Here is a 26,545-nt window from a genome sequence, read left to right on the forward strand (position 1 = left end):
TTTTTTTGTTAGATAGACCCCAAGCCGTGACAACTGATTTTTAGCGAACTTTTTAATAAGCGAGGAAGGACTTTCCTTCATAGCAAAATTGAGGAGCTGGAACAATGAGCAAGGTTCAACTGGCGATCAGTCCTTTGACCTGGAGCAATGATGATATGCCCAGCCTGGGGGGAGAAATTCCTCTGGAAACCTGCCTGGCCGGCATGCATGAAGCCGGTTTCAAAGGGTCGGAAATGGGCGTGAAATACCCACGCACTACTGAAGAACTCAAGCCAAAACTGGAAGAGAATGGTCTGGTACTGGCTTCCGGCTGGTACAGCCTTGAGCTGTGCTCCCGCAGTGTTGAAGAAGAAATTGCTGCAGTGCAGAGCCACCTGGCCCTGATGAAAGGCTGTGGCTGCAAGGTGATGGTTGCCGGTGAAGTCAGCAATACCGTACACGGCGATATTGAAAAGCCCCTTTCCCAGCGCGTTGAGCTAACGGAAGAGCAGTGGAAAGAGTATGGCGCCAAATTGACTGAATTTTCCGACTACCTGAAGGAGCACGGTGTTCGCCTGGCATTCCACCATCACGTGGGCACCATCTGTGAAACCCCTCGGGACTTTGAACTGTTCATCCAGTACACCGGCCCTTCTGTTGGTCTGACATTTGATACTGCTCACGCCACCTATGGCGGAGGTAATGCTGCTGAACTGATCAGCCTGGTGGGTGAAAGGATTGTTCACTTCCACACCAAGGACGTGCGCCTGGATGTGATGAAGGATGCCCGGGAAAAAGACCTGCCTTTCCTGAAAGCGGTTTTGAACGGTGTATTCACTGTACCCGGTGATGGCGACCTGAACTGGGATGAGATCTTTGCCGCCCTGAAGCGCTTTGATTATGAAGGTTGGCTGGTGGTAGAAGCGGAGCAGGATCCTGCGGTCGCTCATCCTCAGACTTACGCCAACATGGCCCATGAGAACCTGACCCGCTATGTGGAAAAGGCGGGCCTGTAAGTGACACCGTAAATCTGTTTTCCCGGGGTGTTCCCCCTGCCTGCTCTACGGATGGAGCAAAAAAGGGGGATTATTGTTCGGGAATGAAATGGACGAAAAAAGAACAACTCTTTCGGATCGGGTCTGTAAAAGAATCTCCGGGAAAAAAAGCTGGTTCACCAGCGACTAACAGCGAGTTTAATTGGCAATGAAACGGATACGTTTAACCACTGCAGAAGCCCTGGCCAAATACCTGGTTGCCCAGAAAATAGAAGTTAATGGCAAGGTTGAGCAGCTCTTTGGCACCTGTTTTGGCATTTTCGGTCACGGGAATGTCACCTGTTTTTCCCAGCAGCTTAAAAATATAGAAGACACTATTCCAACCTGGCGTGGCCAGAATGAGCAGTCCATGGCCATGGCTGCCGTTGCCTATGCCAAGGCCAATAAGCGTCAGAGAATTGGTGTTGCCACCACCTCCATTGGCCCCGGTGCAGCCAATATGATCACTGCCGCAGGGGTGGCCCATGCCAACCGTCTGCCCATGTTGATGGTTTCCGGTGATACCTATGCCAGCCGCCTGCCGGATCCGGTGCTGCAGCAGACTGAGCATTTCCACAACCCTACGATCAGCACCAACGATGCCTTTAAGGCAGTGACCCGCTATTGGGATCGCATCACCCATCCCGAGCAGCTGATTCACTCTCTGCCCCATGCCGTTGATACCATGCTGGACCCTGCCACCTGCGGGCCTGCCTTCCTGGGTATTCCACAGGATGTCTGGGGACATACCTTTGAGTTTCCTGAGTGCTTCTTCGAAGAGAAACTGCATCGTATCCGTCGTCCACAGCCTGAAACGGTGATGCTGGAAGAAGCGGTTGAGCTGATCAAAAAGGCTGAGCGTCCTCTGATCATCAGCGGTGGTGGTGTTCATTACTCTGAAGCCAGTGATGAGCTGAAGGCATTTGCCGAGGCCCATAATGTTCCAGTGGTGGAAACCATTGCCGGGCGAGCCACCATGCTCCAGGACAACCCTTTGAACTGTGGACCCATTGGTGTGACCGGTTCTGATTCCGCCAACTACATGGCGGGTCATGCGGACCTGATTCTGGCGGTGGGTACCCGCCTGCAGGATTTCACCACGGGCTCCTGGTCTGTGTTCCGCAATGAAGATCTGAAGATTGTCAGCATTAATGTTGCCAATTTTGACGCCATCAAGCACCGCTCTGTGCCGGTGATTGGTGATGCCAGAACCACACTGTCATTGCTTAGCCAGAAGCTGGACAGTGTCCGCTTCAGCGAAGAGTGGTCTGCCAAAGGCGTGGAAGTCACGGATGAGTGGAAGGCTCTGGTTGTAAAGCGAAGCACGCCTGTTGACGGGGAAATGGCCTCTTATGCTCAGGTGGTAGGGGCGGTGAATCGTCTCAGCGAAAAAGGCGACACGGTTCTGACCGCTGCTGGTGGCTTGCCTGCGGAACTGGCCATGAACTGGCAGAACACCCAGATTGGCAAGTTCGATATTGAGTTTGGTTATTCCTGCATGGGCTACGAAATTGCCGGTGGCTGGGGCGCCAAGATTGCCAACCCGGATAACGACGTAGTGGTTCTGGTAGGTGATGGCTCCTACATGCTGATGAACTCCGACATCTACAGTTCTGTTCTGACCGGTCACAAGATGATCGTGGTGGTCTGTGACAATGCCGGTTTCGCGGTAATCAACAAACTCCAGAACAATACCGGTAACGAGTCGTTCAATAACCTGCTCAAGGACTGCCGAAGCCAGAATACCGGTGAACTGGCCCGGGTTGATTTCACCAAGCACGCCGAAGCCCAGGGCGCCATGGCCATCAAGATCAATGGTATGCATGAGTTTGATGACGCCTTTGCCAGGGCCAAGGCTGCGGACCGTACGGCGGTGATCGTAGTGGACATTGACCCCAACGCCTGGTCCAAGTGTGACTGCTGGTGGGAAGTAGGGCTGCCCGGGGTGACCCGTGATGAGCGCACTGCCAAAGCGGTGGCCGACTGGGAAGAAAACCGCAGGCACCAGCGTCCTGGCGTTTGATCGCGAAAGGCTATTCCTGAAAAGACAATCAGAGCAACTGCAGGGCCGGTGGGGAAGCCGACTCTGCAGATAGAAGACCATTTTAAAGACCAGATTCAGAGAGTGAACCATGATCCGCAAAGATAATCTCAAGCAGCCACTGCGCTGGGGCCAGATTGGTGGTGGCAAGGGCAGTCAGATCGGTTATATCCACCGGGACGCTGCCCAGCGTGACGGTAACTTCAAGCTGTTAGCGGGCGCGTTTGATATCAACCCTGACCGTGGTCGTGCGTTTGGTGTTGAAGAGTTGGGCCTGGAAGCAGACCGCTGCTACACCGACTACAAAGCGATGATTACTGCTGAAAGCCAGCGCGAAGACGGCATTCAGGCGGTGAGCATTGCCACCCCCAACAAAACTCATTTTGAAATCTCCAAAATGGCCCTTGAGCACGGTATGCATGTGGTCTGTGAAAAGCCACTGACGTTTACTGCGGCTGAATCCGAAATGCTCAAGGAAATCGCCCTGAAGCACAATCGGGTGTTTGGTGTCATGTATGGTTACACCGGTTATCCAACTATAGCCCAGGCCCGGGAGATGGTTGAGCGTGGGGATATCGGCAAGGTTCGCATTGTTCATATGCAGTTTGCCCACGGTTTCCATGCTGAAGAAGTCGAAAAGAACGATCCCGGCCTGGCCTGGCGGGTTTCTCCGGAAGCCTCCGGACCTTCCTATGTGCTGGGTGATGTCGGTACTCACTGCCTGCAGATGGGTCACCTGATCAGTGGCCTGGAGATGGAAAGCCTGAGCTGCATGCGCAAGAGCTTTGTGGAAAGCCGCCAGCTGGAAGACGATGCCCACGTAATGCTTAAGTACAAGAGCGGGGCAGTGGGTACTCTCTGGGCATCTGCAGTGGCTGTGGGCAATATCCACTCTTTCAAGGTGGAAGTGATTGGCGAGAAAGGCTCCATCCGCTGGTGGGATGAGCACCCCAACCAGATTGAGTACGCTCCACTGGGTGAGCCGTTCCGCAAACTGGACCGGGGCCTGGGTTATCTGTATGAAGCGGCTCGCTTCGAGCGCATTGGTGGCGGACACCCTGAAGGTCTGTTCGACTCCTGGGCCAACCTCTACCGCAACATGGGCCATGCCATGGTCGCTGCGGATAACGATGCCCAGCAGGAGCTGGCTGACATCTGGTTCCCGGGTATTGATGATGGCATCGAAGGGGTTCGTTTCATTGAGCGCTGTGTTGAGTCTGCGGACAACGACAGCAAGTGGGTAGCGGTATGACCGATCTCATCTTCAAGCAGGAGCGTCCGCTTGATGTGATCAGTTTTGGCCGGGCGGGCGTCGATTTGTACGCCCAGCAGGCCAATACCGATTTCAGGGACGTGGCCGGATTCAACAAATCGGTTGGGGGCTCTCCCGCCAATATTTCCGCTGCGATTGCCCGTCAGGGTGGCCGTCCTGGATTGATCAGCGCGGTATCCAATGACCCTCTTGGTCAGTTTGTCTGCCACCATCTGGAAGGGTTTGGTGTGGATCTGAGAGGCGTCAAAGTGGACGACTCTGGTTCAAGAACCAGCCTGTCCGTCTGCGAAATCAAACCCAGCGGCGGCTCAGTGGTGATCTACCGTAATAATGCTTCTGATCTGACCCTGACCCCGGAAGACATTGATGCCGATTACATTGCCAGTGCCAAAGTACTGTTGATAACCGGGACGGCGCTGTCGGAAAGCCCCTCCAGAGAGGCAGCCTTCCATGCCATGGGCCTGGCCAGGGAAGCCGGTACGGTGGTGGCTCTTGATCTGGACTACCGGGCTTATTCCTGGGGATCTGAAGCTGAGTCCGCCATTTACTACACCCAGGCTGCGGCCATGTCCGACATTCTGATTGGCAACCGGGAGGAGTTTGATGTGCTGGAGGCCCTGGTGGCACCCGACAATAAAGACGACGACGCCACAGCTGAGCGTTTTATGACCGGAGCCACCCGGGTCATTCTGCTCAAAGCCGGTGAGCTGGGTTCCAAGGTCTACACCCGCTCGGGTGAACGTTTTGAGCAGGGCATTTTTACGGTGGAGGTCAAAAAACCGTTTGGTTCCGGTGACTCCTATGCGGGGACCACTCTGCTGGCGCTGATCCGGGGTAAAAGCCTCAGGGAAGCTGTGAAAATGGGGTCTGCCGCCGCCGCCATCAACGTTTCCAAAGACACCTGTACAGAGGCCATGCCGACCACTCAGGAACTGGCTGATTTTATTGAAAGCCGGGAAAACCCACAGGCAGTGTGTACCAAGAAGATTTTTTCAGCGCCTCCCCGGTTCTGAAAAAGCGAGAGCGCTTCTTAATTCGTCAACAGCAGCCCGGCTTCCTTCAGGGAAGGAAGTCGGCAACTAAGCCGGCAAAACAGAGCGCTGGCACCTTGTCAGCACACTCATTATGGCCAAGCTATGCCAATAGCCAGAAGAATGCCGACCGACATATGCAGCGCTCCTACCGATAGAAACTTATTTCTGGAAATACCATGGGCAAGCATATAGAGCCGTTTGACAATCGCAACGAAGCCATCATTGGTGAAAACGATGACACCACACCACTGTGTTATTTCAACAGTGTTCAACTAAGCAAAGGTGGAACCCACAGGTATCACCTGGCCAACTATGAAACCGCTGCCGTCCTGGCCAGCGGTACTTGTCGTATTACGGTGGACGGAGAGGTATTTGACAACATCGGCGAACGTGAACGTATCTGGGATGGACACCCCAGTGCCGTTTATGCCCCCATCGACAGTGAAGTATTAATTGAATGCCTGACTGACAATGCAGAAGTGATGATTGCCGGTGGCCGTTACGAAGAAAAACTGGAAGCCTTCGCTGTCCGTCCCGATGACGTGCAGGTGGTGCAGTATGGCAGTGATGACACCAAGACTCACCGCAAGATCAAGCACGTCCTGGGGCAGGGGAATGCGGACAAGCGCGGTCGCCTGCTGGTGAGTGAGTTGTTCACCGTTGGCAAGGGAGGCTGGTCAGGCTTTCCGACCCATAAACACGACGAAGACCGTGAAGGGATTGAGACCCGTTATGAAGAGGTCTATCAATTCCGTTTTGACCCACCCCAGGGGTTTGGCGCCCAGTTCCTTTATACCGAAGAAGAGAAATGCGGCCCCTGTTATATGGTTAAGGATGGCAGTGTCATTGCCATCGATAAGGGCTACCACCCCAGCGTAGCGGCCCCGGGGTACCAGATGTACTACTTCACCATCATTGTCGGGGAAACCTCGAAGTCACTGATCCAGTATTTCGAGCCAGCTCATGCGGACCAGGTAAACACCATACCTGGTATTAAGGGCATGATTGCCAAATTCAAATAATGAACAACAACGGATAGACAGCCATGAGCCGGAAATGCAGTTTGAACAAGCGCTATAACAAAGACTGCATGTTTGCCGTGGCTGCAGTTCCACATTAAATAAGGCGAACGACAATGCTGGTAAATTTAAGGGATTTGTTGCCCGAAGCGGCTAAATCCGATTACGCTGTACCCTGTTTCAATGTGTTTGGGTTTGAAGATGCCCGGGCCGTGGTGAATGCAGCTGAATGCTACGGTCGTCCTGTCATACTGGCGGCGAACAAAACGCTGGTGGATTTCATGGGGGTGGTCAGTGCCGCCCGGATGATTCGATCACTGGCGGAAGAAGCCAGTGTACCGGTGTGTGCCCACCTGGATCATACCTATGAGGAAGAAATTGTCTTCAAGGGGATCCATCATGGCTTCAGCTCTGTGATGTTTGATGGTTCACAGCTCCCTCTTGAAGAAAATATCCGTCGTACCCGTGCGGTGGTGGAAGTGGCCCACGCCTGTGGCGTCTCTGTAGAGGGAGAAATTGGTTCGGTGCCCTACGACGATATCCGGCCACACATCAAGACCATCGCCACGGATCCTTTTGAAGCTGAAGCGTTTGCCCGGGAGTCCGGGGTTGATGCTGTGGCGGTATCTGTGGGTAATATTCACCGCCTGACGCAGCCAACCGCCACCATTGACCATGAAAGCCTGGCCAACATTGCTGAAGCCACCGATGTTCCCCTGGTTATTCACGGCACCAGTGGTATCCCGGAGGCAGATCTGATTAAAATGCGCCGTGGTGCGGCTGCCAAGTTTAATATTGGTACCGTGCTGAGAATGGCTTTTGGCCGTAAATTACGGGAAACCATGATGGCTCATCCCGAGGCGTTCGACCGTCTGTTTTTTATGGAAGCGGTTATGCCTTCGGTTGAGGAGGCGGCAAAGCACCAGCTTGAACTGTTCTACGGTGCTCAGGGAGATTAAAGGGCAGTTCATGTTTGCAGAGCCATTGTTGTGTTATTTTTTCCGGCAATGGCACTGCCCATGTAAAGGCATTGAGAGCAAGCCATAAGGTCTGGCACAAGACTGTACGAAGATATGAAAAGTAGTGGGTCCCTATGAAGACAATTCAGAAACCTGTTCCACCCCGGACGCTCGAGGAGCTCCAGGGACAGATCGTTGACCGGTATGATGCCATGAGCAAGCGGCTCAGACTGGTAGGGGACTTTTTTGTTCAACATCCCAACACCGTTGCGCTGGAAAACCTGGTGGCCATTGCCGGTGAGATTGATGTGTCGCCTTCCACACTGGTTCGTTTTGCCAACTTTTTTGGATTTGCGGGATTTTCTGACCTCCAACAGCTCTATCGAAGTCAGTTGAAAGGTCAGGTAAGTGGTTATCGGGAGCGGGTTCGAAGGGCGTCAGGAACGGCTTCGGCAGTGAAGGAAGGGCACCATCTCCTGGATGCTTTTGCCGGTCCCCAGGGCATGGCGATTGATAACCTGTCTACAGCCATTTCACCCACGGATTTTGACCGCTCCATTGACTTGATGATGAACGCCAGAACCATCTATGTCACCGGGGTCAGGCGTGCTTTTCCGGTTTCCTATTATCTGTGCTATGCCCTGATGCGGGCGGATGTGGATGTGATTCTGCTCGATGGCATTGGTGCCATGCACAAGAATCAGCTGAAGCGAATCAGTGAACAGGATCTTCTGATGTGTGTGAGTTATCACCCCCATGCGGATGAGACCAATGAATGCATTCAGATGGCCCATGAGCGCCATTGTAAAACCCTGGTGATTACCGATCACAGTATTCATCCCAGCAAGGAAATTGTGGATCATTTCCTGAAAGTGAAAGAAGCGGAAATGATGGGGATGCGCTCTTTGAGTACCTCCATGCACCTTGCCCAGTGCCTGGTGATGGGGTTGATCTGTCGTCAGGAGAAGTAATATGGATTTACAGAGTTGATATCAAAAAAGCCGGTTGTTACCGGTTTTTTTGTATTTCATTTTTTTGTCTGTTCGATTTAAAACAAGTTAGAGCTGCCTGAAACCTTTCAGGCAGCTGTTTGTTTACAGAGTGATTGGATTAGAAGTAATAGTTGAATCGGGTTCTGAAAGCGTTTGTCTTTTCATCTTTGTCTTTAACACCAAAGGCGTTTTTGGTGTCAGAATAGGACAAGGCAAAAGTAACCTCGGCATTTTTGAAATCCATAATAGGCAGGGTATAGGAGGTATAGATTAAATAGGATTTGGCCTTGTCGTCTTTGGCATCAAAATTGTTTTCTGCATAAGACACCCCGATTGCCGCTGCATTATTATAGGTAATGTTGGTGTTATAAGTAGTTGCTTTCCATGCATCCTTGGCTTTCTGGTGGGCAGCGCTGATATTCCAGAGCAATTGACCAAAGGTCAGGCTGGTGGTAGCGGATAAACCATAACGGTTAGCAATATCAAACACTTCATCATCAGCGGTGCGTGTAATGGTGACAGAATCTTTATTGGTTTCGAATTCCCCACCGAAGCTGACACTGACGGTTCCGTCATCACTCAGGTAATTCATGGCAGGACGGAGAAGGAAACTGTTATTGTCAGACTCAATATTGGTATAGTCCGTCACGTATCGATCGGATCCGGAAAGGATATCAGCCGTATTGCCATAGACGCTGGAAACTTCCATGGTCCAGTTGTCCATATGCCCGACAATCCTGGCCTGGCCGGCATCACCGCTGCGGCCCCTGCCTTCCTTGGCCATATAGTAATAGATACCGCTGCCAATGCCATCGGAACCGGCGGCATAGAACATGGCAATATCCTTACCCAGAGGGAACAGGTCCATGGCTTCATAGCGGCCAATCTGGAACATCCATGTTTTTTCAACGCCAAAACCGAAGTACATATCATCCACTTCGACGTTACCGTTGGTTTTGATCAGAGGCTCTGCCTTGGCTGTGATGAAAGACCCGCTCTCTTTTACGTCTTTCCATTCGACCGCCAGCTTAAAGCGGGAGTCATCAGCCAATTCAGTATTGGTTTCCTGGTTGTCGCTACTGCCATAGACAATACCATTTTTATCTTTGGTGACATCGAAGTTTATCTCGGCGTCTCCCCCAATGGTTAAACGGCCGTCTTCTGATGTCCAGCCACCATAGACCGTGCCGGAAACCATCATAATGGCAGTGGCAAGTATTGTTTTTTTCATGGTTCTATTACTCTTCGCTTGTGGTTAAAATGACCAGTGAATGATGTTGTGTTACTTTTTTCAGAGCGAAAGCTGCTGATCAATCAGCTGATTGATTTTTTTAAATAACAACAGCTTCCTGTTTTCCATTAATAAAATAAATGAAAACTGTTTTTTAATGTATGTTTTATTATCTTGCTTGAATGGCCGGTTGTTTGATTTTTTCCCGCTGTTATAAATAAAAAAGAATGGTTAAAAATTGTTTGATATGAAGCAGTAAGTGTGTGAACGAGTGTTCGCTATTGAATATGATGGTAAGAATAGATGGGCTTTGAAATGGGGGAGTTGATGTGTGTCAAGAGAGGCTGAGTTGATTTACTTTTACTTTAATCGTATTGTTAATTGCTGTTTAATAAATGACAGTTTGTTTATTTTTTGAGGAATTAATGAAGCCAGCCCTCTGTAGGGGGAGGGCGAAGTGAGAGTTTGCAATCCTGCTCAACTGACGGTGAAAGTATAAACCGCTCCAGAGACAAATCTGTAGATAAAATACCCATTGGTGATAAGGACTATTTTTCAGTCAGTAGTCAGGGTGCCTCAGGGCCATATTCGTGTCTTCCCAAATATGGACAAGAAGAAAAGTCCTGATCATACAGGGCATTGATGTCTTGCGGTAACGGTTAAAGAATAGTGGGGTAAAAATAAATAGATTGAATTTACTGATTACCGGATTGAGATCCGGCATGTTTTTCGTAAATTTGTTTTTTTATTATAAAAGTTATTTAAAGTAGATGAGCATGCTTTCAAATTAATAAAAATTGCCAGGTAGTTATCTATGGTTTTATATTCTAGCGGTTGATTTTTGAATGTTATTTTTATAATTTCCAGTCATTGCATATAGATGATCATCGTCAATAATATTGGTTTGGATTTAGGAAATGTTTCTAGTTCTGTTCTGTGCATCCAATGCGTAGTGAATATTTGTTTTTTACATAAGTAGTTTTTTTTATTAAATGGGCAAGGTTCTGGCTGATAGAAAAATGTGCAGGGAGCCAGTTAAAAGGGGAGGATAGATAAAGTGTGGTCTTATCTGTATTTGGATGTTTTTCTATGATTTGAATCAATATAAAAAAATGGCGCAGTAGTAAAACACTTGTGTGGTTTTGTTGTTGACTGATGTGATGCCTGTTATTTCCAGGTTTTTGGTAACTATCTGACTTTATTGATTTTTCACCTGTCACCATTTTTATAAATGGGGGATGTTTATGTCTATAGCTTTTATGCGCCAGCCTCCTGCATTTCGGTTGATGTGCATGATCATACTTCCGGCCATGCTTTCCATGTATGGAATGAGCGCTATTGTCACGGTGTTTATGGTCAATGATCTTGGTTTGCCTGAGGGGAAGGCTTTTTTGATCAATGGCGCCGCCTCAGCATTTTCAACGATCATTTATGCGCTGGGAGGTTACCTTGCCGATCGCCATTTGGGGGTTAAGCGCTCGTTAATTATTGGTAATACGGCTATTGTCATTTTTCTGTTTGTACTGAGTTTTGCCGCTTACACTGGCAGTTTTCAGTTGGCCATGCTGGGGTTGGCAGGAGGTTGTGTAAGCAGGGCCATGGCAAATAACTGCCCTTCAAACCTGATTTCAAAAGCCTATGACAAAAACGATCCTCGTATTGATAGTGCCTTCACACTGTATTATATGATGGTCAATGTGGGTTCTTGCATTTCCCTGGTGATTACCCCTGTTATTGCTCATAAATACTCATATGCGGTCGGTTTTGCCATTGCTGGAGCCTGGAACATACTGACTGTTCTGATCTATCTTTCCCTGAGCAGCTGGGTTAAAGGTGTTGGTTCTCTCCCTGATTTTGCAAAAATCGGGGTTGGCAAGCCTCTTCTGGTTGTGCTGGGCATGGTTGGATTAACTGGATTGGGAAGCTGGCTGATCGCACACCATGAAATTATGGAAGTCATGTTGATAGTTGCAGTGGTTGTAGCCATTTTTATTTTCCTGTCATACATGCGTAAGGAGGACAGGCTGCAGAGAAGTAAGATGCTTGCCAGCCTGGTCTTACTGGGTTTCTCCGTTGCCTTTTTTATTCTTTACAAACAGATGGGCAGTTCTCTGACATTCTTTGCCATTCATAATACCCGCCATGTATTTTTGGGTATTCCTTTTGATCCGGTGTCCAGTCAGGCACTGAACCCGTTCTGGATCATTATTCTCAGTCCGATTCTTGCATTCTGGTATGAAAGGAGTGCTAAACAAAAGAAAGGATTATCCCTGTCTGGCAAGTTTGCATTGGGCATGGTGTGTTGCGCATTTGCTTTTCTGTCACTGGCTTTTGGTGCTTCATTTATGGCGGACAGTTTTGGTCGTGTGTCTGCGATCTGGCTGATTTTGACCCACTTTTTCCAAGGGTTGGGTGAGCTCTTGATCAGCGCATTGGGGATATCTGTGCTTGCACAGCTGGTGCCTGGGCACATGATGGGCTTCACTCTGGGGTTCCGGACATTAACTCTTGGGGTTTCATCCATCATAGCAGCGAATCTGGCCGGTTATATCGCTGTGCCTGAGTCGTCTGGTGCTGTTGATTCACTGACTACTTTGCCGGTGTATGCAGACTACTTTCTCAAGATAGGTATTGGGGCTGCAGTTATGGCAGTCATTATGCTGATGTCCATTAACCGGCTGGATGCGCTTATTTCAGGCCGTAGTGATGCATCTGATGTCAAGCAGGAGGCAGCCAAAGCACCAGGTTAGCCGTTTACTGGCATGACCCGGTTGGGTTCCGTGCCGCAGGAATCCATCCGGGTTGTAATAGAATGTTTAAGAGTAAGCCTTCAGATAGTGCCTATAAAAACATCAATCCAGTACTGATTAATACCCCTGAGGCAATCAGAATCACCAGACAGTAGCCCATAATATCCTTGGCGCCGAGACCGGCAATCCCCAGTGCAGGGAGCGCCCAGAAAGGCTGGATCATATTGGTCCAGGCATCGCCCCAGGCAATGGCCATGGCGGTTTTGGCGGTATCCACTCCCAGCTCGAGGCCCGCGGGCATCATGATGGGTGCCTGGACGGCCCACTGACCTCCACCGGAAGGCACAAAGAAATTCACGACACCGGCACTGAGAAAGGTAAACAGGGGGAAGGTGGTTTCATTGGATATGGCAACAAAACCGTCTGAAATAGCACCGGCAACGGAGACTCCGTCCGGGCCCATTGCTGTCATCATTCCCATGATGCCCGCGTAAAAGGGGAATTGAAGGAGTATGCCTGCGGTGTTGCGTGCGGCTGAGAATACCGCATCCAGCAGTCGACGGGGAGTTCCGTGGAGAATAATGGCGGTGAACAGAAAGACAAAATTGACAATGTTCAGGTTCAGGGCGAAACCCTTTTCAACAAAATAACCCACGATAAACGCATAACCCATGAGGCCGAGGATCAGTGACAGCAGACGGCTGTTCTCGATTTTTTCAGCAGGGGTCATTTGATCCAGTGGTTTTGTTTCAACGGGTTCTTCTTTTAACAGGTTGGGGTCGATGCTGACTACCTGGCTGGCACAGGGATGCATGGCACGGTTGATGAGTGGGATGACCAGCAGCATGATGGCGATAATCACCAGATTGAAAGAAGCAAACAGGGTTTCAGAAGTGGGCACTACGCCAGTAACGGCCCCCTGGGTAACCTTCTCAAGGTTGCCTTCGGTGGCAATGGACAGGGGCACTGAGCCTGACAGTCCGGCATGCCAGAACAGGAAACCGGTGTAGGCAGAGGCGATCAATAAACGGTAGTCGACGTTTTTTACCCGGGCAGCCAGTTCACGGGCAAACAGGGCACCAATGACCAGGCCAAATCCCCAGTTGATCAGACAGGCCAGGGCAGAAATCAGGCTAACCAGGTAGATGGCCTGAGTGGGCGTTTTTGCCGCCTGGGCAATCCGGGCCAGTCCTCGCTTGAAGACCGGAGCCGATGCCATGGCATGACCGGTAACAACCACCAGTGCCATCTGCATGGCAAAAGCCAGCAGGCTCCAGAAGCCCCCGGCCCAGGCGTTGACCAGGGCCATGGGCCCCTGATGGCTGATGGGCATGGCGATGACAAAAACAAACAGGGTTAATAGTGCTGCAAAAATAAAAGGATCGGGCAGGTATTTCTGCACCAGGGCGACACAGCCCCCGGCAAAGCGTTGCAGCAGGCTGTCTGTACTGTTTTCATGGTTTGAGGTTGCGGTCAGCTCCACCATTTCAGGTTCCCCCTAATTATCGAATATCACAGATAAATGGAGATTAAGAAGGTACCCGTTTGGGTGATGGTTAAGCGCTCCAGAAAGACGGGCAGATTCTTAATATCCACTGTTAAAAAAACCAGGAGCTGGAGAGTACCAGGTCCTGGTTTTGAGGAAGCGGGTTATTCCCGCTCGACCACCATGGCGATGCCCATACCACCGCCAATGCATAACGTGGCCAGCCCCTTGTTCGCCTGTCGTTTTTCCATTTCGTGCAGCAGGGTCACAAGAATCCGGGCACCGGAAGCGCCGATGGGGTGCCCAAGGGCAACGGCTCCGCCATTGACGTTGGTTTTCTCGGGATCCAGTTTCAGACCCTCGGTCACCGACAATGCCTGTACAGCAAAGGCTTCATTGGCTTCTACCAGATCCAGGTCATTGATCTCCAGTCCAGCCCGGGCAAGGGCCTTTTGGGTGGCTGGAACCGGTCCGTAACCCATGACTTCTGGAGCAACGCCTGCGGAAGCGGATGAGCGGATAACGGCCATGGGCTTCAGCCCCAGGGACTCCGCCTTACTGCGGGACATCAGCAGAACCATGGCAGCACCGTCATTAATGCTGGAGGCATTACCTGCAGTTACGGTGCCTTCTTTGGCAAAGGCCGGGCGAAGTTTGGAAAGCTTTTCAGCCGTAGTGCCTTCCCGTGGGCCTTCGTCTTTATCGACAACAGTGGTTTTCTTTCGGCTGACCACTTCCACAGGGATGATTTCCTCTGCAAAACGGTTGGCTTCCTGAGCCGCCAGGGCCCGCTGCTGACTTTTGGCTGCGTATTCGTCCTGGGCTTCACGACTGATTTCATATTGCTCCGCCAGATTTTCAGCGGTGATGCCCATATGGTAGTGGTTAAATACATCGGTCAGGCCATCACTGATCATGGTGTCCAGCATTTGACCATGACCCATGCGCTGCCCCCATCGAGCCTTGGGCATAACATAAGGCGCCTGACTCATATTTTCAGAACCACCGGCCAGGGCAATTTCTATATCACCACAGGCAATAGCCTGGGCGGCCAGTGCTACAGCCTTGAGGCCGGAGCCACAGACTTTGCTGACGTTAAAGGCAGTGCTTGCTTCTGGCATGCCCACGCCCAGGGCTACCTGCCGGGCGATGTTCATGCCATGACCGGCGCCCAGTACGTTCCCGAGAATCAGCTCCTCAACCATTTCCGGCTGGACGCCTGCCTTTTCAAGTACTCCCTTTGCGGCACAAATACCGAGGTCCTTGGCACTGATGCTGGCCAGTGAACCGTTGAATACGCCAATGGGGGTACGGGCGGCGCTGACAATGACGACTTCTTGTTGCATTCCGGGCTGCATTATTCAACTTCTCCAAAGGTTTTCAGGTTGCTGGCCACCTTCAGTTCAGCGCCAGTTGCCTTGATCACATCTTCCACAGTGGTGTCCACTGCGATTTCTTTTAACAGGAGCCCTTCGTCGTTCACCTCAATGACGGCCATTTCTGTCACGATCAGGTTCACCTGGCCTTTGGCAGTCAGAGGGAGGGAGCACTCCTGAAGAATTTTTGGCTGGCCTTTCTTATTGCAGTGCTCCATGGCGATGATGACCTGCTTGGCACCTGTGACCAGATCCATGGCTCCGCCCATGCCGGGTACCATTTTTCCGGGAATGATCCAGTTGGCCAGGTTGCCCTGAGCATCTACTTCCAGAGCCCCCAGTACCGTGCTGTCTACATGACCTCCACGGATGATGGCGAAGGAGAGGCTGCTGTCAAAGTAGGAAACTTCTGCTACGGTGGAGACCGGTTGGCCTCCGGCGTTGGTAATATCCGGGTCAAGGGTATCGTCTGTAACGGCATTCTGACCAATGCCTACCATGCCATTTTCTGACTGAAACAGAATGCCCATTTCATCCGTAACATGGTTGGCCACCAGGGTGGGCATGCCGATGCCCAGATTGACCAGGGAACCGGGTTTCAATTCTTCAGCAACCCTTTTGACAATACGGTTGCGCAGTGCTTTTTTATCCATGGTTCAGAAGTCCTCAGTCCATCAGGCCGCTATCATCGGGCACAATAAAGTCAATAAAGGTGCCGGGGAGGGTGAATCGGTCCGCTTCAACTTCTCCCACTTCAACCACTTTCTCCGCCTCAACAATGACCAGGTCTGCGGCAGTGGCCATCATTGGGTTAAAGTTCTTGGTGGTTTTGTTGAAGATGCAGTTGCCCGCACGATCGACGATGGAGGCTTTGACCAGGGCAACATTGGCTCTCAACGCTTCTTCCAGCAGATACTCTTCGTCGTTTACAACGATTTTCTGCTTGCCTTCTTCCACCATGGTGCCGATACCGGTTTTGGTGAGGAAACCGCCCATACCGGCACCGCCACAGCGAATCCGTTCAGCCAGGGTGCCCTGGGGAATCAACTCAACATCCAGTTCTTCGGCGGTCATCTGACGACCGGTCTCAGGGTTCAGGCCAATGTGGGAAGCCTTTACGCTTTTTGCCTGCTTATTAGAGATCAGTCGTCCAATGCCCTTGTCGGCATAGCCAGTATCGGTGCCGATGATGTTCAGCCCTGATGTGCCCAGTGCTTCCAGGCTCTCAATGATGCGAAGGGGAGAACCGGTGGCCATAAAACCACCGATCATCACACGGTCACCGGATTTGATTTTTTCAGCGGCCTCCCTTGGAGACAGCAGGGGTTTGGTTTGCATACTCTGATTCTTCCGTTGCTGTTCTTTTCTAACCTTGCAGTTTTCTGGAGCGCTGACGCCGAGGGTAAGAACGCTCTTTTCTTCTCAAAAGCTGCTCAACAATTAACAGGTTCCATTATTCTTATTCACGGTCGAAGGGGAATATCAGGGCTGAAAGGAGGGTTTTGCATATTTGCAATAGAGCGTGTAAAGGCCAGAGATATAATCTGAGTACGGGGTGAGAAGTGGTGCTGCCGTAACCTCTGGCTGCATATATATTTGGTTCAGGGCTATCAACAGGTCATCACCAAGGTGACTTGTATAATTGTTTTTAAAAGTCATTTCATGAGGAGAGTGTCTATTTTTCTTACAAAGAAAACCTCTTTAATTAACAATGTGAAGCTCATCACTGGGAGAAAGTTGGTTGTGTCCTGATAATTGATTTAGATCAATGTGTGCTTTTGAGTGGTTTAATATGCTAGCAATCGTTGGTTTTTTTATTATCTTGATAATCAACCATCTATGGGTTTTTATTTGCATTTCGTTCGATTTTATAAAGATGTTGTTTAGCCTATTGTTAGACATCTATTGCTTATTTTTATACCTCGACAAGCAACGTTCATTGCGAGTTGAAACAGGTATTTATGCTGCAACTGCGAGTGCAGGCTCGCACTAAATGGATAAATTAATGAAAAATAAAATACTGATTGCATTTTCCACTTTGATGCTGATGCCTCCAGCTTTCGCTGGAGAGCATGCAGCAGTATGTGATGATTTTTTGGGCAAGTGGTATTCAGAGAAGACTGCAGAGCCATTGTATATGGACGTTGTTTCCGATGGCGATGGTTATCTGATCCATTATAATAATGAGTCAGAGAAGCCGGCAAAGTTAACTTGTTTCCATAGTAGTGACGAACAGCCCCCGATCGCTTTAATTGAAAGCAAGAGTGATTTCACTGTCACGGCTTCATTTGGTATTAGCAATAGCTACCTATCTCTTAATGTACAAGCCAAGGCGCCTGGAGTTATATCCCAACATTACTCTATGACCAAAAAGATTCCAGCCGTCAGCAGTTACGCTGAAGATTGGTTGCGCTCCATACAGGAAGAGCCTCAGCCTTATGTGCAGTGGCCTGATTATCCTTGCAATGAATTGTGTACGCCCTATCATCATCCCCCCAGTTGCAGATGTTTTGATGAAGGCCTCCCTTCCTGGAACTAAGGGGCGTTCTTAATTACGCCAATCAGGTCGAGGAAGCGGCTAACTGAAGCATTCCCAGGTAGTTATGACCAAATCGTTCATAGCGAGTTGCGACTTATGGGAACGGCTTCAGTTGCTGAAACAACCTTTCCACTGCTGCTATCCACCAATTCCGGACGGCAACAGCTTGTTCAGGCTGGGCAGGGTATCCTGTGCGTATGTGAAAGAATAGCGAAGCAGCAAATAGTCAGACTGGTTTGTTTCTATTGCTGCAAGCTTTGTTCTGTACATAGGTCAATGTGCCACCAAAATGGACGGGTATAATTCATTCCATGATTCTGTTTTGCATGGATATCTTATGCCAGAGTATGGAGCAGGTAGTCCCCGAGCCCACGTCCCCTTTGATCACAGTGACCACAGTTTGCCGGGAAAAATGGAGTTGTTTGTCCGTATGGTTCGGACGGGGTCCATCACTGCGGCTGCTGAGCAGATGAATTTGTCTGTATCCACAGGCTCCCGCTGGCTCAGTGATCTGGAGCATCAACTGGGGGCCAAGCTTCATTGCCGCAGGGGTGGCGGTTTTACCCTGACTTCTGCCGGGCGGTGTCTGTTTGAGCGGTTTGGTCCGATCAGTGACAATATCCGCACGCTGATCCATGATATGGAGCGCTTCGTGGATGAGCCCCAGGGCATGGTGCGCATCTGCTGCACCCCCATCTTTGCCCAGAATGTATTACTGCCCATTATCAACGCCTTTAACCGGGATTATCGAAAGGTCCGGTTTTCCCTGGATATCAATCCATACGGCCTGGATCAACATGGGCGCTATGACCTGGTTATCAACGCCCAGGCTTCCTATCAGCCTCTGGATAGCCGGGACTTGCCTCTGGTAAAGCGAAATCTGCTGCGGGAGCCCTTTGTTCTGGTGGCTTCGCCGGATTATCTGGAAGGGCGTGATGTCCCCAGATTGCCAGGGCATTTACAGGAGCATACCTGTCTGTATGCGGACTCCCTGACTCATTCACGACAGTGGGCGTTTGAGGTGGATGGGCAGGTAAAACTGGTGGGTATTCCGGATAACCTTGAAGTAAGCGATACCAATCTTCTGTTTGATGCTGCGAAAATGGGCATGGGTATTGGCTATCTACCCCGCTACGTGGTGGAGCAGAGTCTCCGGAGTGGCCAGCTGGTTCAGCTGCTCCCGGAATACAAGACCGCCGACTGGGTGCTGAACTTATACTACCCCGAACTGAAGCAGCTGGATCATAGCTGCCAGTTGTTCAAAGACTTTTTTATCAGTACCTTTGAGCAACAGCTGGCAGATGACAGGCCATGGGTGTCCTGATTTCTGTATTCACTTCTGTGTTTTTTTCAGTTGCGCTTCACTGCGTTCAGCAGCAACCTACGTAAACGAATGCAGTAGGTTGCTGCTGAGCATAGCGAAGCGCAACAAAAGCTGTGCTTTTCTCTTACGCTGCGGGTATGTGCATGTAGGGATATATATGCTTTCCTGTACTAGCAGGCAACCCGTCAGAATTGCCTGCTACTCTGACCATTCGCTATGAAGCAGTGGCATCCACTATTTTTTCATCCAGGAAGGTTTCCACGGACTTCAGAATGGGTTGATAGCCGGTGCAGCGGCAGAGGTTGCCTTCCAGGGCATCCAGCACCTGCTCCCGGGTGGGGTTGGGGTGTTTATCCACAAGCGCTTTTGTGCTCATAAGAACTCCCGGTGTGCAAAAGCCACACTGGACACCGCCTTCTTCGATGAATGCTTTCTGCAATCGTTGAGCCTCCGCATCCTGCTCCAGTCCTTCAATGGTCGTGATTTCAGCACCGTCGCACTGGGCTGCGAGCACCATACAGGAGCACACTGACTTCTGGTTCATAATCACGGTACAGGCTCCACACTCTCCTACAGAGCACCCTTCTTTGGTGCCCGTGTGGTGCAGCTGGTTTCGAACCAGATCAAGAAGGCGGGTGTTGCCGTCCACCTCAAGTTCATGGTGAACGCCATTCACAGAGAGACTGATGCGGGTCATTTCACGAGGCTGGTTCATCAGGCTTCTCCCTTTTGCAGTTCTTTTTGCATCTCTAATTGAATGTCAGTCATCAGGTCTCTGAACATATTGAGAAAGACGGGTTGTTTGTATTTTGCCGACCAGCGCCCGCCAATCTGCGTGTCGATCATATCGATCAGTACACCGTCGGCTCTTTCCAGGGTGGCCTCACTCAGGGGGTGTCCGGTTAACACTGCTTCCAATGCTGTCAGGCGTTGAGGTTTGCTGAACAGTGCCCCATCCACCAGACGACACTCACTGATTTTTCCTTGCTCATCGAAGCTCATCAGACTGGTCAGGCTTAACCGGGTGATATTAAGGGCGTTCCGGCGGCCAAGCTGACTGTATTTCTGAATAAAACCCCCGGTGGGTAATTTGGGAATAATCACCTGTGTTAACAGCTCCCCGGTATCCAGCCGGGTTCGATATCCCCCGGTAATAAACTCGCTCAGAGGCATCCTGCGGGTATTGGTTGAAGACCGGAGTTCGACTTCCGCTGCGTAGATCACCAGTGGGGGCACTGAATCTGCGCAGGGTGCGGCATTGACGATATTTCCACCAAGGGTGGCCCGGTTCCGTATCTGGTGAGAGCCAATGGTGTGGCAGGCGGTGGCCAGCAGAGGGAAGTGTTCAGCAATGGCCGGGTGATCGGTCAGATCATTAAAGGTAACCCCACCACCGATGCTCACCTCTGAAGCAGTTTCTGTGATATCACAGAGCCCAGGCAGTGAGGAAATATTAATCAGTGTGCTTTCTTCAGAGTGGAATCGTCCCTGGACCAGTACATCGGTTCCTCCTGCTAAGGTGGTGGCGGAGCCATCGGCCAGTAACTCCAGAGCATGCTCCAGTGATTCAGGGTTGCGAACGGAAAAACTGTTCAGGCGGTGGGTATGTTTCTTTTCCTCCGATGCCATCATCAGTTCGCTCTGGCGGGCGGGTTTCTTCAGGTTATAGCCCAGTACCACCTGCTCCAGGGTCAAAGGAAGTTGTCGTATACGTTGGCCCAGGGCAAAACTGACCGCATTGTTGATCGCCGCAGCCGCCAGTTCAGTGGCGGGTTCACCGATACTTTTGGCTCCAAAGGGGCCGCCGGGATCGGTGTTTTCCACTGCCATAACATGGATGGCGGGAATATCCTTGATGGTGGGCAGGAGGTAGCTGTCGAGGTTTTCGGATTTCAGTTCTCCGTGCTCAATGTTGTAGTCTTCCAGGACACCCAGTCCTACTCCCTGAGCAATGCCTCCTGCCACCTGGCCTTCATAGCCGACGGTGCTGATCACCTGACCAACGTCGTGGGCTGCGGTAATATCCAGCAGTTCAATTTTACCGGTGCTGGTATCCACTTTGAGATCAATCACCTGGCAGCCATACACCCAGGTGGCGTAAGGGCTTCCAGTGCCTTTTTCTTCATCCCAGTGAATGTCTGGCTGATCATACCAGCCGTAGGCAGCCAGGCTTTTGCCTGCCCACTTGGTTTTGTTGGCAGCTTCAGCAAACGGGATGGAGAGCTCAGGCCTTTCCCTGTTGCTGATGACACCATTTTGCCACTGGGTTTGAGCCAGTTCCTCAACTTCAAGCTCGGGGGCAATGACGTTGAAGATTCGCTCCTTCACCTCCCTTGCCCCATTTTTTACCGCGTTTCCTCCCGTCATGGTGGCCCGGGAAGCAACGGTGGGGCCACCATCGGAGATCATGGCTGTTGAGGGCTCAATGAATTTAACCGCAGTAATATCCACACCCAGCTCTTCGGCGGCAATGAGGCTCATGGTGGTTTGCAGGCCCTGGCCGTTTTCGCTGACCCCGGTAGAAACGTTGACACTGCCATCGGTATTGACGGAGACCAGAGCTGATGAGGCGTCTACCCCTTCGGCCCCCATGGAGCAGCCACGGTAACTGATGGCAAGGCCAATGCCGTATTTGACCGGGTCATTCCCGGCATTTCTGCGTTGGTACTCTGCCACTTTGGCTTTGTACTCGGACTGGCTGACGGCCTTTTCCAGGACTTCTGTGGCAGACACCGTGTGATTATTGAACACCTGTCCGGTTATGCTGGTATCACCCTGCTTCAGGGCGTTGAGCCGACGGACGTCAATGGCATCGATACCACAGATTTCCGCAATTTCATCCATCAGGGATTCATTGGCGTAAACCACCTGGGGGGAGCCAAAACCCCGCATGGCTCCACTGACTGAGTTATTGGTGTAAACACCTTTGATATCCACACGAACATGGTCAATAGCATAGGGGCCTGCAGCCTGTACCGAAGAACGCCAGGTTACAAAGGGTGTACAGGTAGCGTAGGCACCACTGTCGGCCAGAATGTCGATTTTCATGGCATTGATTCGGCCGTCATTGCCAAAGCCGACCTTATAGGTCATGTGATAGGGGTGGCGCTTGGTGCTCTCCAGAATGGAGTGCTCGCGGGTGTAGGTAAACTTCACGGGGCGACCGGTCAGCTTGGCCATCAGGCCGACACGGCAGACGATATTATCAATGGAGTGGTCCTTGCCTCCGAACGCCCCTCCCATGACCGCTTTGTCCACTTCAATGTCGCAGTGCTGAAGCCCCAGAAAAGCAGCGGCGGCATCTCTTGCTGCGTGGGGGTTTTGTATAGAGCCGGTCACTACCAGGTTGCCGGTGGTGGGGTTGATGTAAGCAGTTACTGACTCCGGCTCAATATAACCGTGTTCCTGGAAGCCCACCTGGTAGGTGCGCTCAATCACATGCTCCGACTGGCTGAAACCGAGTTCAACGTCCCCTTTCACGGTGTGGTGCGTCGCCACAATATTAGAGTCGGAACCCATCTCCGGATGAATCAGGCGGGCACCGTCTTCAAGGGCCGCGTGCACATCACAGACCGGTTGAAAAGGGTTATATTCAACCTTGATTTTGTCCGCTGCCAGGCAGGCGGCTTCATAGGTTTCGGCGGCTACAACGGCCACCACATCCCCGGTAAAGCAAACCCGGTCTTTCACAATCGGAGGGTAATCCTTGATGATAACCCCAACCAGTGGGTTGCCCGGAATGTCATTGTAGGTGGCAATTTTAACGACACCTTCAACCTTTTCAGCGTCACTGGTGTCGATGTTCACAATTTCACCGGCGGGAATATCCGCATAGCGGCAAACGCCGTGGAGCATGCCTGGCATATGAATGTCATTGCCATAAACCGCTCGGCCCGTTACCTTTGCCTGGCCATCCACCCGGGACACCCGTTTTCCCAATACATTGAATTCGGCCATGTTTTCTCCTTACTTTAAAACGAGCCAGGCTGCAGGTAAGCGACGGAAGCCGCTGTGTGTGTTGACTTACTCACAGCCTGTAAATTGTGTTGCCAGCGACGTTCTCTGCTATATGGTTGGGTCTGGCAGTTCCTGAAAAGTCGGCGTCAAAAAGCAGAATGCTTCACTCCATGCTGAGTTGTGCCATTCCTTCAGTAGAGGACGATTTCCGGTTGACGTATGCATGGATCATCAGGGAAACCGCCAGAGCGACACAAAACAGGCCGGCAAAAAGGTACAGGGTGGAGGCATAGCTGCCCGTGATTGAACGGACATAGGCGGCCAGTTGAGGCCCTGTCAGTCCAGCCAGAGCCCATGCCGTCAGTGTGTAGCCATGGATCACCGCCAGCTGGCGGGTGCCAAACAGGTCTCCGATAAAGGCTGGCAGAGTGGCGAACCCCCCACCATAGCAGGTCAGGATTAAGAACAGAGTGGCCTGGAACAGCAGCGCACTGCTCAGGCTTGGGAGGAAGTAAAAGCAGGCGATCTGCAAAATAAAAAAGGCAACGTAAGTTTGCGGTCTTCCGAAGTAGTCCGAAAAGGATGCCCAGGCAAGACGACCAACGCCGTTGAACAGAGCCATCAACCCGACCATGGCGGCGGCTTCTTCAGGGGTCAGGCCAATGCTCTCCTGAGCCAGGGGAGAAGCGGCGTAAATAATGGCAATGCCGCAGGTAATGTTAATGAACATCATGATCCACAGCCCCCAGAAGGGCCATGTTCTGACCGCTTCCGAGGCCGTCATTTGTGACAGGTCTTCTTTGTGCTCGCGCTCACCGGAAGCAATCTCTGCACGCATTTTGTCTGGCATCCAACCGGTGGGAGGGCGTTCGAGATAGAGCGATGAACCCAGCATCAGTGCAAAATACACGACTCCCATCGTCAGAAAAGTAGAGGGGATGCCCATCAGGCTGATCAATGCACTGAAAATCGGGGCGGCAATCATGGCGCCAAACCCGAAGCCCATGATCGCAAGCCCTGTGGCCAGGCCCCGGCGGTCTGGAAACCATTTGATCAGGGTGGAAACCGGAGCAATATAACCGACTCCAAGACCCACTCCCCCGAGAACGCCATAACTCAGCCAGAGCATATGGAGGCTGCCAATTTCAGTGGCGACCCAGGAACCCAGCATGCCTGCCCCAAACAAAAGGGTTGAAAGCAGTCCTGCGGCCCTGGGCCCATTTTTTTCAACAAAATGACCCATCACCGCTGCAGAAAGGCCCAGAAAGAATATGGCAAGACTGAACGTAAAGGCTACCTCGCTTCTGGACCAGCCATAGGTTGATTCCAATGGGAGGTTGAAAACACTCCACGCATAGGCAGAACCTATTGAAACATGAATACCCACTGCGGAAGCTGCGATTAACCACCGGTTTTTCATTATGATTTCTCTGGTGACCTGTTTAAGTCGCGGATTCTAGAAATAACTTGAAAAAGATAAATTGATCAAAATCAATGGACGGTAAACAAAATTGATTAAATGATGATGAGCTGTTTTTGGTTTGTTTGATTTTTGTGCAGTTTTTTTTGATTTAATGTTTGTGGGTTGATGTATTTGAAAGTCTATATCTTCAGAAATTTAACGTCATTTGTAGTGTGTTTTCTGAATCAGAATTTCCTGAAAAAAGAGCAGGGATCAGGATTCAGATGGCTATTTTTGATGATGATAAAAATTTATCTTAAAGCTCCTGTGGGGTATTGGGTTGTTTCAATTTTCTTGTCATTGTCTCTGAACTTATTAGTTACTTTCTTTCCGTTTCCAATAGTTGAATATCAGCTGTCTGGTTAAAAAAAGGTCAGATATGGCGGGTGGTGTTAATTATTGTCCGATTTTTTTGATTTAAATCATAAGAAGCCATCAAAAAGATTGCATGACGCTTCAGATAGGCACAAAGTTGACCAAATGGTCAGGTTTTGTTGGTGGTGTGTAACACACAAATAACAGTACATGCAGTCCTAAAAGGGGAAGGTCACATGGCAAAATTTGATAAGTTAGGTGGACTAAAGGCGTGGATTATCTGGGGGGTTACCACCCTCTATGTGATCACCTGTTTTGCAATATCGATAGCCTATGGAGTAACCAGCACCTTCATTGCTGATGACCTGGGTCTTACCTTGACCCAGGTGGGGATTATAGCATCGGTTTACACCTGGGCCGTAGCCGGTGTGCAACTATTTTCCGGCTCTATTCTGGACCACCTCGGCGTCCGGGTACTTCCTGTTGTGAGTGTCTTCACGGTCCTGGGCGGGATCGGTTTTGCCAATGCCAATTCTTTTGAAATGCTGGTGCTGTCAAACCTGCTGCTGGCGGTTGGCGGGGCCTTTGGCTTTGTGGGTGCGGGCGTCGTAGGGGGAAAATGGTTCGGTCTCCAACGGTTTGGCATCATGTTCAGTCTGGTACAGGCCATTGGTGCCATCGGTTCGTATTTTAACCAGAACGCGATTCGCTTTGCAGTGGAACACTATGGCTGGTCAATGGCGCTGAATATGCTGGTGGTGATTATCGCGGCTGTGTCTGTGCTGATGTTTATGTTCATTCGTGAACCCCGTCTGCCCGAAAGTGTTTCCATTGTATGGCCTGGTATCAAGCGGCTTGTACTGCAGGTTGCCAGTTGCATGATTGAAGTGATGATGCGTCCCCGGCTCTGGCTGAATACGGTTCATGCGGGCATGGTGTTCGGGGCTCATATGGCGGTCAGTCTTGTGTGGGGGCCTATCTTTCTGACCCAGGTAGGGCTGTCTCAGCCGGAGGCTGTCGCCATCTCATCCTTTGCTTTTGTGGGAATGCTTTTCGGTTGTCCGTTCTGGGTATGGTTCTCTGAAAAGGTGAGGATGAACTGCCCGATTACGGTGGTTTCAGCTATTGGTCATGCCTGTGCCCTGACCTATCTGATTCATCATCCGGCCAGTGCCAGCCCGGTCGTCTTTTTCGTGATTGGTTTCTTCTCCGGTGGAACGGCTATGAACTTCCCGATTGCCCTGGCAATGGTGCCTGCCCGGTTGATGGGGGCTGCCAGTTCCCATGTGAATACCCTCCAGTTTTTCTGGACCGGTGTCTTGATGGCCATTCCCGGTCTGGCCCTTTCCGGAAGTGGTTTGTGGGCTCAAATCGCCGGTACAGCGGGAATCCATCCAGAACAACCTGCACTGGGGGATTTTCAGTCCGCGATGATGTTAATTGTTTATGCGGTGGTTGCCGGGGCAATTGCCGGCCTTTTAACACGGGAGTCATTTGTTAAATTTTCCGGTGAACATCAGCAGGAGAATGAAGTACCGGAAATCCTGGTGATTAAAGATCCGGTTGCTGGAGGTTAACTGCCTTTTAATTTATGGCATTAATCGAGTTCTCGCACTACAGTGTGATGACGGTATCTTTTGAGTAAATGCACTTTCATCATTTTGTTGCAGAAGTCGTAGAAGCCGCATAAACAGTGGCGTGTCTTATTTTTCCATCCTGCTAATCAAGGTGATTTATTTGTGGAAGTATTTTCCAGGCAGTTTCTTAATGTTAT

19 protein-coding genes are annotated in these 26,545 nt (G+C 50.8%); 11 read left to right on the forward strand and 8 right to left on the reverse strand.

What is annotated here, in order from left to right:
* The first annotated feature begins 104 nt into the window (after positions 1-104).
* The 7 genes from iolE to ACNRUY_RS00330 all read left to right on the forward strand — a co-directional run bounded on the left by iolE (position 105) and on the right by ACNRUY_RS00330 (position 8,310).
* Positions 105-995, forward strand: coding sequence for a myo-inosose-2 dehydratase (iolE, locus tag ACNRUY_RS00300; RefSeq protein ID WP_488109633.1), 891 nt, complete (start codon positions 105-107; stop codon positions 993-995).
* A gap of 187 nt (positions 996-1,182) precedes the next feature.
* Positions 1,183-3,036 carry a 3D-(3,5/4)-trihydroxycyclohexane-1,2-dione acylhydrolase (decyclizing) gene (gene iolD / locus ACNRUY_RS00305; protein WP_488109634.1) on the forward strand — a complete coding sequence of 618 codons (1,854 nt, stop codon included), beginning with the start codon at positions 1,183-1,185 and terminating at the stop codon, positions 3,034-3,036.
* A gap of 109 nt (positions 3,037-3,145) precedes the next feature.
* Positions 3,146-4,306: a Gfo/Idh/MocA family protein gene (locus ACNRUY_RS00310; RefSeq protein WP_488109635.1), complete on the forward strand. Its 1,161-nt coding sequence runs from the start codon at positions 3,146-3,148 to the stop codon at positions 4,304-4,306.
* The gene (iolC, locus tag ACNRUY_RS00315) at positions 4,303-5,340 is read left to right on the forward strand and encodes a 5-dehydro-2-deoxygluconokinase (protein ID WP_488109636.1); all 1,038 of its coding nucleotides are present in this window, start codon (positions 4,303-4,305) and stop codon (positions 5,338-5,340) included. Before ACNRUY_RS00310 ends, iolC begins: the two co-directional genes overlap by 4 nt.
* Before the next feature lie 197 nt (positions 5,341-5,537).
* Entirely contained in the window at positions 5,538-6,383 is an 846-nt protein-coding gene (locus tag ACNRUY_RS00320) for a 5-deoxy-glucuronate isomerase (protein WP_488109637.1), read from the forward strand.
* A gap of 113 nt (positions 6,384-6,496) precedes the next feature.
* Positions 6,497-7,339 carry a class II fructose-bisphosphate aldolase gene (locus ACNRUY_RS00325; RefSeq protein WP_488109638.1) on the forward strand — a complete coding sequence of 281 codons (843 nt, stop codon included), beginning with the start codon at positions 6,497-6,499 and terminating at the stop codon, positions 7,337-7,339.
* A gap of 134 nt (positions 7,340-7,473) precedes the next feature.
* Positions 7,474-8,310, forward strand: a complete 837-nt coding sequence (locus ACNRUY_RS00330; protein WP_488109639.1) for a MurR/RpiR family transcriptional regulator — start codon at positions 7,474-7,476, stop codon at positions 8,308-8,310.
* A 139-nt stretch (positions 8,311-8,449) separates the two neighbouring features.
* Here ACNRUY_RS00330 and ACNRUY_RS00335 read toward each other — a convergent pair whose 3' ends face one another.
* The gene (locus ACNRUY_RS00335; RefSeq protein WP_488109640.1) at positions 8,450-9,562 is read right to left on the reverse strand and encodes a carbohydrate porin; all 1,113 of its coding nucleotides are present in this window, start codon (positions 9,560-9,562) and stop codon (positions 8,450-8,452) included.
* A gap of 1,244 nt (positions 9,563-10,806) precedes the next feature.
* Here ACNRUY_RS00335 and ACNRUY_RS00340 point away from each other — a divergent pair.
* On the forward strand, positions 10,807-12,312 hold the full coding sequence (locus tag ACNRUY_RS00340; protein ID WP_488109641.1) for an oligopeptide:H+ symporter: 1,506 nt from the start codon (positions 10,807-10,809) through the stop codon (positions 12,310-12,312).
* Positions 12,313-12,403: 91 nt separating this feature from the next.
* Here ACNRUY_RS00340 and ACNRUY_RS00345 read toward each other — a convergent pair whose 3' ends face one another.
* The 4 genes from ACNRUY_RS00345 to ACNRUY_RS00360 all read right to left on the reverse strand — a co-directional run bounded on the left by ACNRUY_RS00345 (position 12,404) and on the right by ACNRUY_RS00360 (position 16,512).
* A complete protein-coding gene (locus tag ACNRUY_RS00345) occupies positions 12,404-13,750 on the reverse strand; it encodes a short-chain fatty acid transporter (RefSeq protein ID WP_488109694.1) in 1,347 nt (448 codons plus the stop codon).
* A 212-nt stretch (positions 13,751-13,962) separates the two neighbouring features.
* Positions 13,963-15,144 (reverse strand): acetyl-CoA C-acetyltransferase, encoded by a 1,182-nt coding sequence (locus ACNRUY_RS00350; RefSeq protein WP_488109642.1) that lies wholly within the window; start codon positions 15,142-15,144, stop codon positions 13,963-13,965.
* Positions 15,145-15,155: 11 nt separating this feature from the next.
* On the reverse strand, positions 15,156-15,827 hold the full coding sequence (locus ACNRUY_RS00355) for a 3-oxoacid CoA-transferase subunit B (RefSeq protein WP_488109643.1): 672 nt from the start codon (positions 15,825-15,827) through the stop codon (positions 15,156-15,158).
* A 13-nt stretch (positions 15,828-15,840) separates the two neighbouring features.
* A complete protein-coding gene (locus ACNRUY_RS00360; protein WP_488109644.1) occupies positions 15,841-16,512 on the reverse strand; it encodes a CoA transferase subunit A in 672 nt (223 codons plus the stop codon).
* Positions 16,513-17,167: 655 nt separating this feature from the next.
* Here ACNRUY_RS00360 and ACNRUY_RS00365 point away from each other — a divergent pair.
* Together ACNRUY_RS00365 and ACNRUY_RS00370 are read left to right on the forward strand one after the other, a co-directional pair.
* Positions 17,168-17,713 (forward strand): hypothetical protein, encoded by a 546-nt coding sequence (locus ACNRUY_RS00365; RefSeq protein WP_488109645.1) that lies wholly within the window; start codon positions 17,168-17,170, stop codon positions 17,711-17,713.
* 337 nt (positions 17,714-18,050) lie between these two features.
* Positions 18,051-19,037 carry a LysR family transcriptional regulator gene (locus ACNRUY_RS00370; protein ID WP_488109646.1) on the forward strand — a complete coding sequence of 329 codons (987 nt, stop codon included), beginning with the start codon at positions 18,051-18,053 and terminating at the stop codon, positions 19,035-19,037.
* Between the two features lie 214 nt (positions 19,038-19,251).
* Here the strand turns inward: ACNRUY_RS00370 and ACNRUY_RS00375 are convergent, their stop codons facing one another.
* From ACNRUY_RS00375 to ACNRUY_RS00385, 3 genes are all read right to left on the reverse strand, one after another.
* Positions 19,252-19,752, reverse strand: coding sequence for a (2Fe-2S)-binding protein (locus ACNRUY_RS00375; protein ID WP_488109647.1), 501 nt, complete (start codon positions 19,750-19,752; stop codon positions 19,252-19,254).
* On the reverse strand, positions 19,752-22,994 hold the full coding sequence (locus ACNRUY_RS00380; protein ID WP_488109648.1) for a molybdopterin cofactor-binding domain-containing protein: 3,243 nt from the start codon (positions 22,992-22,994) through the stop codon (positions 19,752-19,754). Before ACNRUY_RS00380 ends, ACNRUY_RS00375 begins: the two co-directional genes overlap by 1 nt.
* Positions 22,995-23,157: 163 nt before the next feature.
* Positions 23,158-24,414, reverse strand: a complete 1,257-nt coding sequence (locus tag ACNRUY_RS00385) for an L-lactate MFS transporter (protein ID WP_488109649.1) — start codon at positions 24,412-24,414, stop codon at positions 23,158-23,160.
* Positions 24,415-25,007: 593 nt separating this feature from the next.
* Between ACNRUY_RS00385 and ACNRUY_RS00390 the strand changes: the two genes are divergently transcribed.
* Positions 25,008-26,348 carry an MFS transporter gene (locus tag ACNRUY_RS00390; RefSeq protein WP_488109650.1) on the forward strand — a complete coding sequence of 447 codons (1,341 nt, stop codon included), beginning with the start codon at positions 25,008-25,010 and terminating at the stop codon, positions 26,346-26,348.
* Positions 26,349-26,545: the final 197 nt, after the last annotated feature.

The sequence above is a fragment of the Endozoicomonas sp. Z74 genome (genome assembly GCF_057680865.1).

What these genes read in the sequence shown, in the direction of transcription:
- iolE (WP_488109633.1), top strand. Translation starts at nt 105, where the DNA reads ATGAGCAAGGTTCAACTGGCGATCAGTCCTTTGACCTGGAGCAATGAT.
- iolD (WP_488109634.1), top strand. Translation starts at nt 1,183, where the DNA reads ATGAAACGGATACGTTTAACCACTGCAGAAGCCCTGGCCAAATACCTG.
- ACNRUY_RS00310 (WP_488109635.1), top strand. Translation starts at nt 3,146, where the DNA reads ATGATCCGCAAAGATAATCTCAAGCAGCCACTGCGCTGGGGCCAGATT.
- iolC (WP_488109636.1), top strand. Translation starts at nt 4,303, where the DNA reads ATGACCGATCTCATCTTCAAGCAGGAGCGTCCGCTTGATGTGATCAGT.
- ACNRUY_RS00320 (WP_488109637.1), top strand. Translation starts at nt 5,538, where the DNA reads ATGGGCAAGCATATAGAGCCGTTTGACAATCGCAACGAAGCCATCATT.
- ACNRUY_RS00325 (WP_488109638.1), top strand. Translation starts at nt 6,497, where the DNA reads ATGCTGGTAAATTTAAGGGATTTGTTGCCCGAAGCGGCTAAATCCGAT.
- ACNRUY_RS00330 (WP_488109639.1), top strand. Translation starts at nt 7,474, where the DNA reads ATGAAGACAATTCAGAAACCTGTTCCACCCCGGACGCTCGAGGAGCTC.
- ACNRUY_RS00335 (WP_488109640.1), bottom strand. Translation starts at nt 9,562, where the DNA reads ATGAAAAAAACAATACTTGCCACTGCCATTATGATGGTTTCCGGCACG.
- ACNRUY_RS00340 (WP_488109641.1), top strand. Translation starts at nt 10,807, where the DNA reads ATGTCTATAGCTTTTATGCGCCAGCCTCCTGCATTTCGGTTGATGTGC.
- ACNRUY_RS00350 (WP_488109642.1), bottom strand. Translation starts at nt 15,144, where the DNA reads ATGCAACAAGAAGTCGTCATTGTCAGCGCCGCCCGTACCCCCATTGGC.
- ACNRUY_RS00355 (WP_488109643.1), bottom strand. Translation starts at nt 15,827, where the DNA reads ATGGATAAAAAAGCACTGCGCAACCGTATTGTCAAAAGGGTTGCTGAA.
- ACNRUY_RS00360 (WP_488109644.1), bottom strand. Translation starts at nt 16,512, where the DNA reads ATGCAAACCAAACCCCTGCTGTCTCCAAGGGAGGCCGCTGAAAAAATC.
- ACNRUY_RS00365 (WP_488109645.1), top strand. Translation starts at nt 17,168, where the DNA reads ATGGATAAATTAATGAAAAATAAAATACTGATTGCATTTTCCACTTTG.
- ACNRUY_RS00370 (WP_488109646.1), top strand. Translation starts at nt 18,051, where the DNA reads ATGCCAGAGTATGGAGCAGGTAGTCCCCGAGCCCACGTCCCCTTTGAT.
- ACNRUY_RS00375 (WP_488109647.1), bottom strand. Translation starts at nt 19,752, where the DNA reads ATGAACCAGCCTCGTGAAATGACCCGCATCAGTCTCTCTGTGAATGGC.
- ACNRUY_RS00380 (WP_488109648.1), bottom strand. Translation starts at nt 22,994, where the DNA reads ATGGCCGAATTCAATGTATTGGGAAAACGGGTGTCCCGGGTGGATGGC.
- ACNRUY_RS00385 (WP_488109649.1), bottom strand. Translation starts at nt 24,414, where the DNA reads ATGAAAAACCGGTGGTTAATCGCAGCTTCCGCAGTGGGTATTCATGTT.
- ACNRUY_RS00390 (WP_488109650.1), top strand. Translation starts at nt 25,008, where the DNA reads ATGGCAAAATTTGATAAGTTAGGTGGACTAAAGGCGTGGATTATCTGG.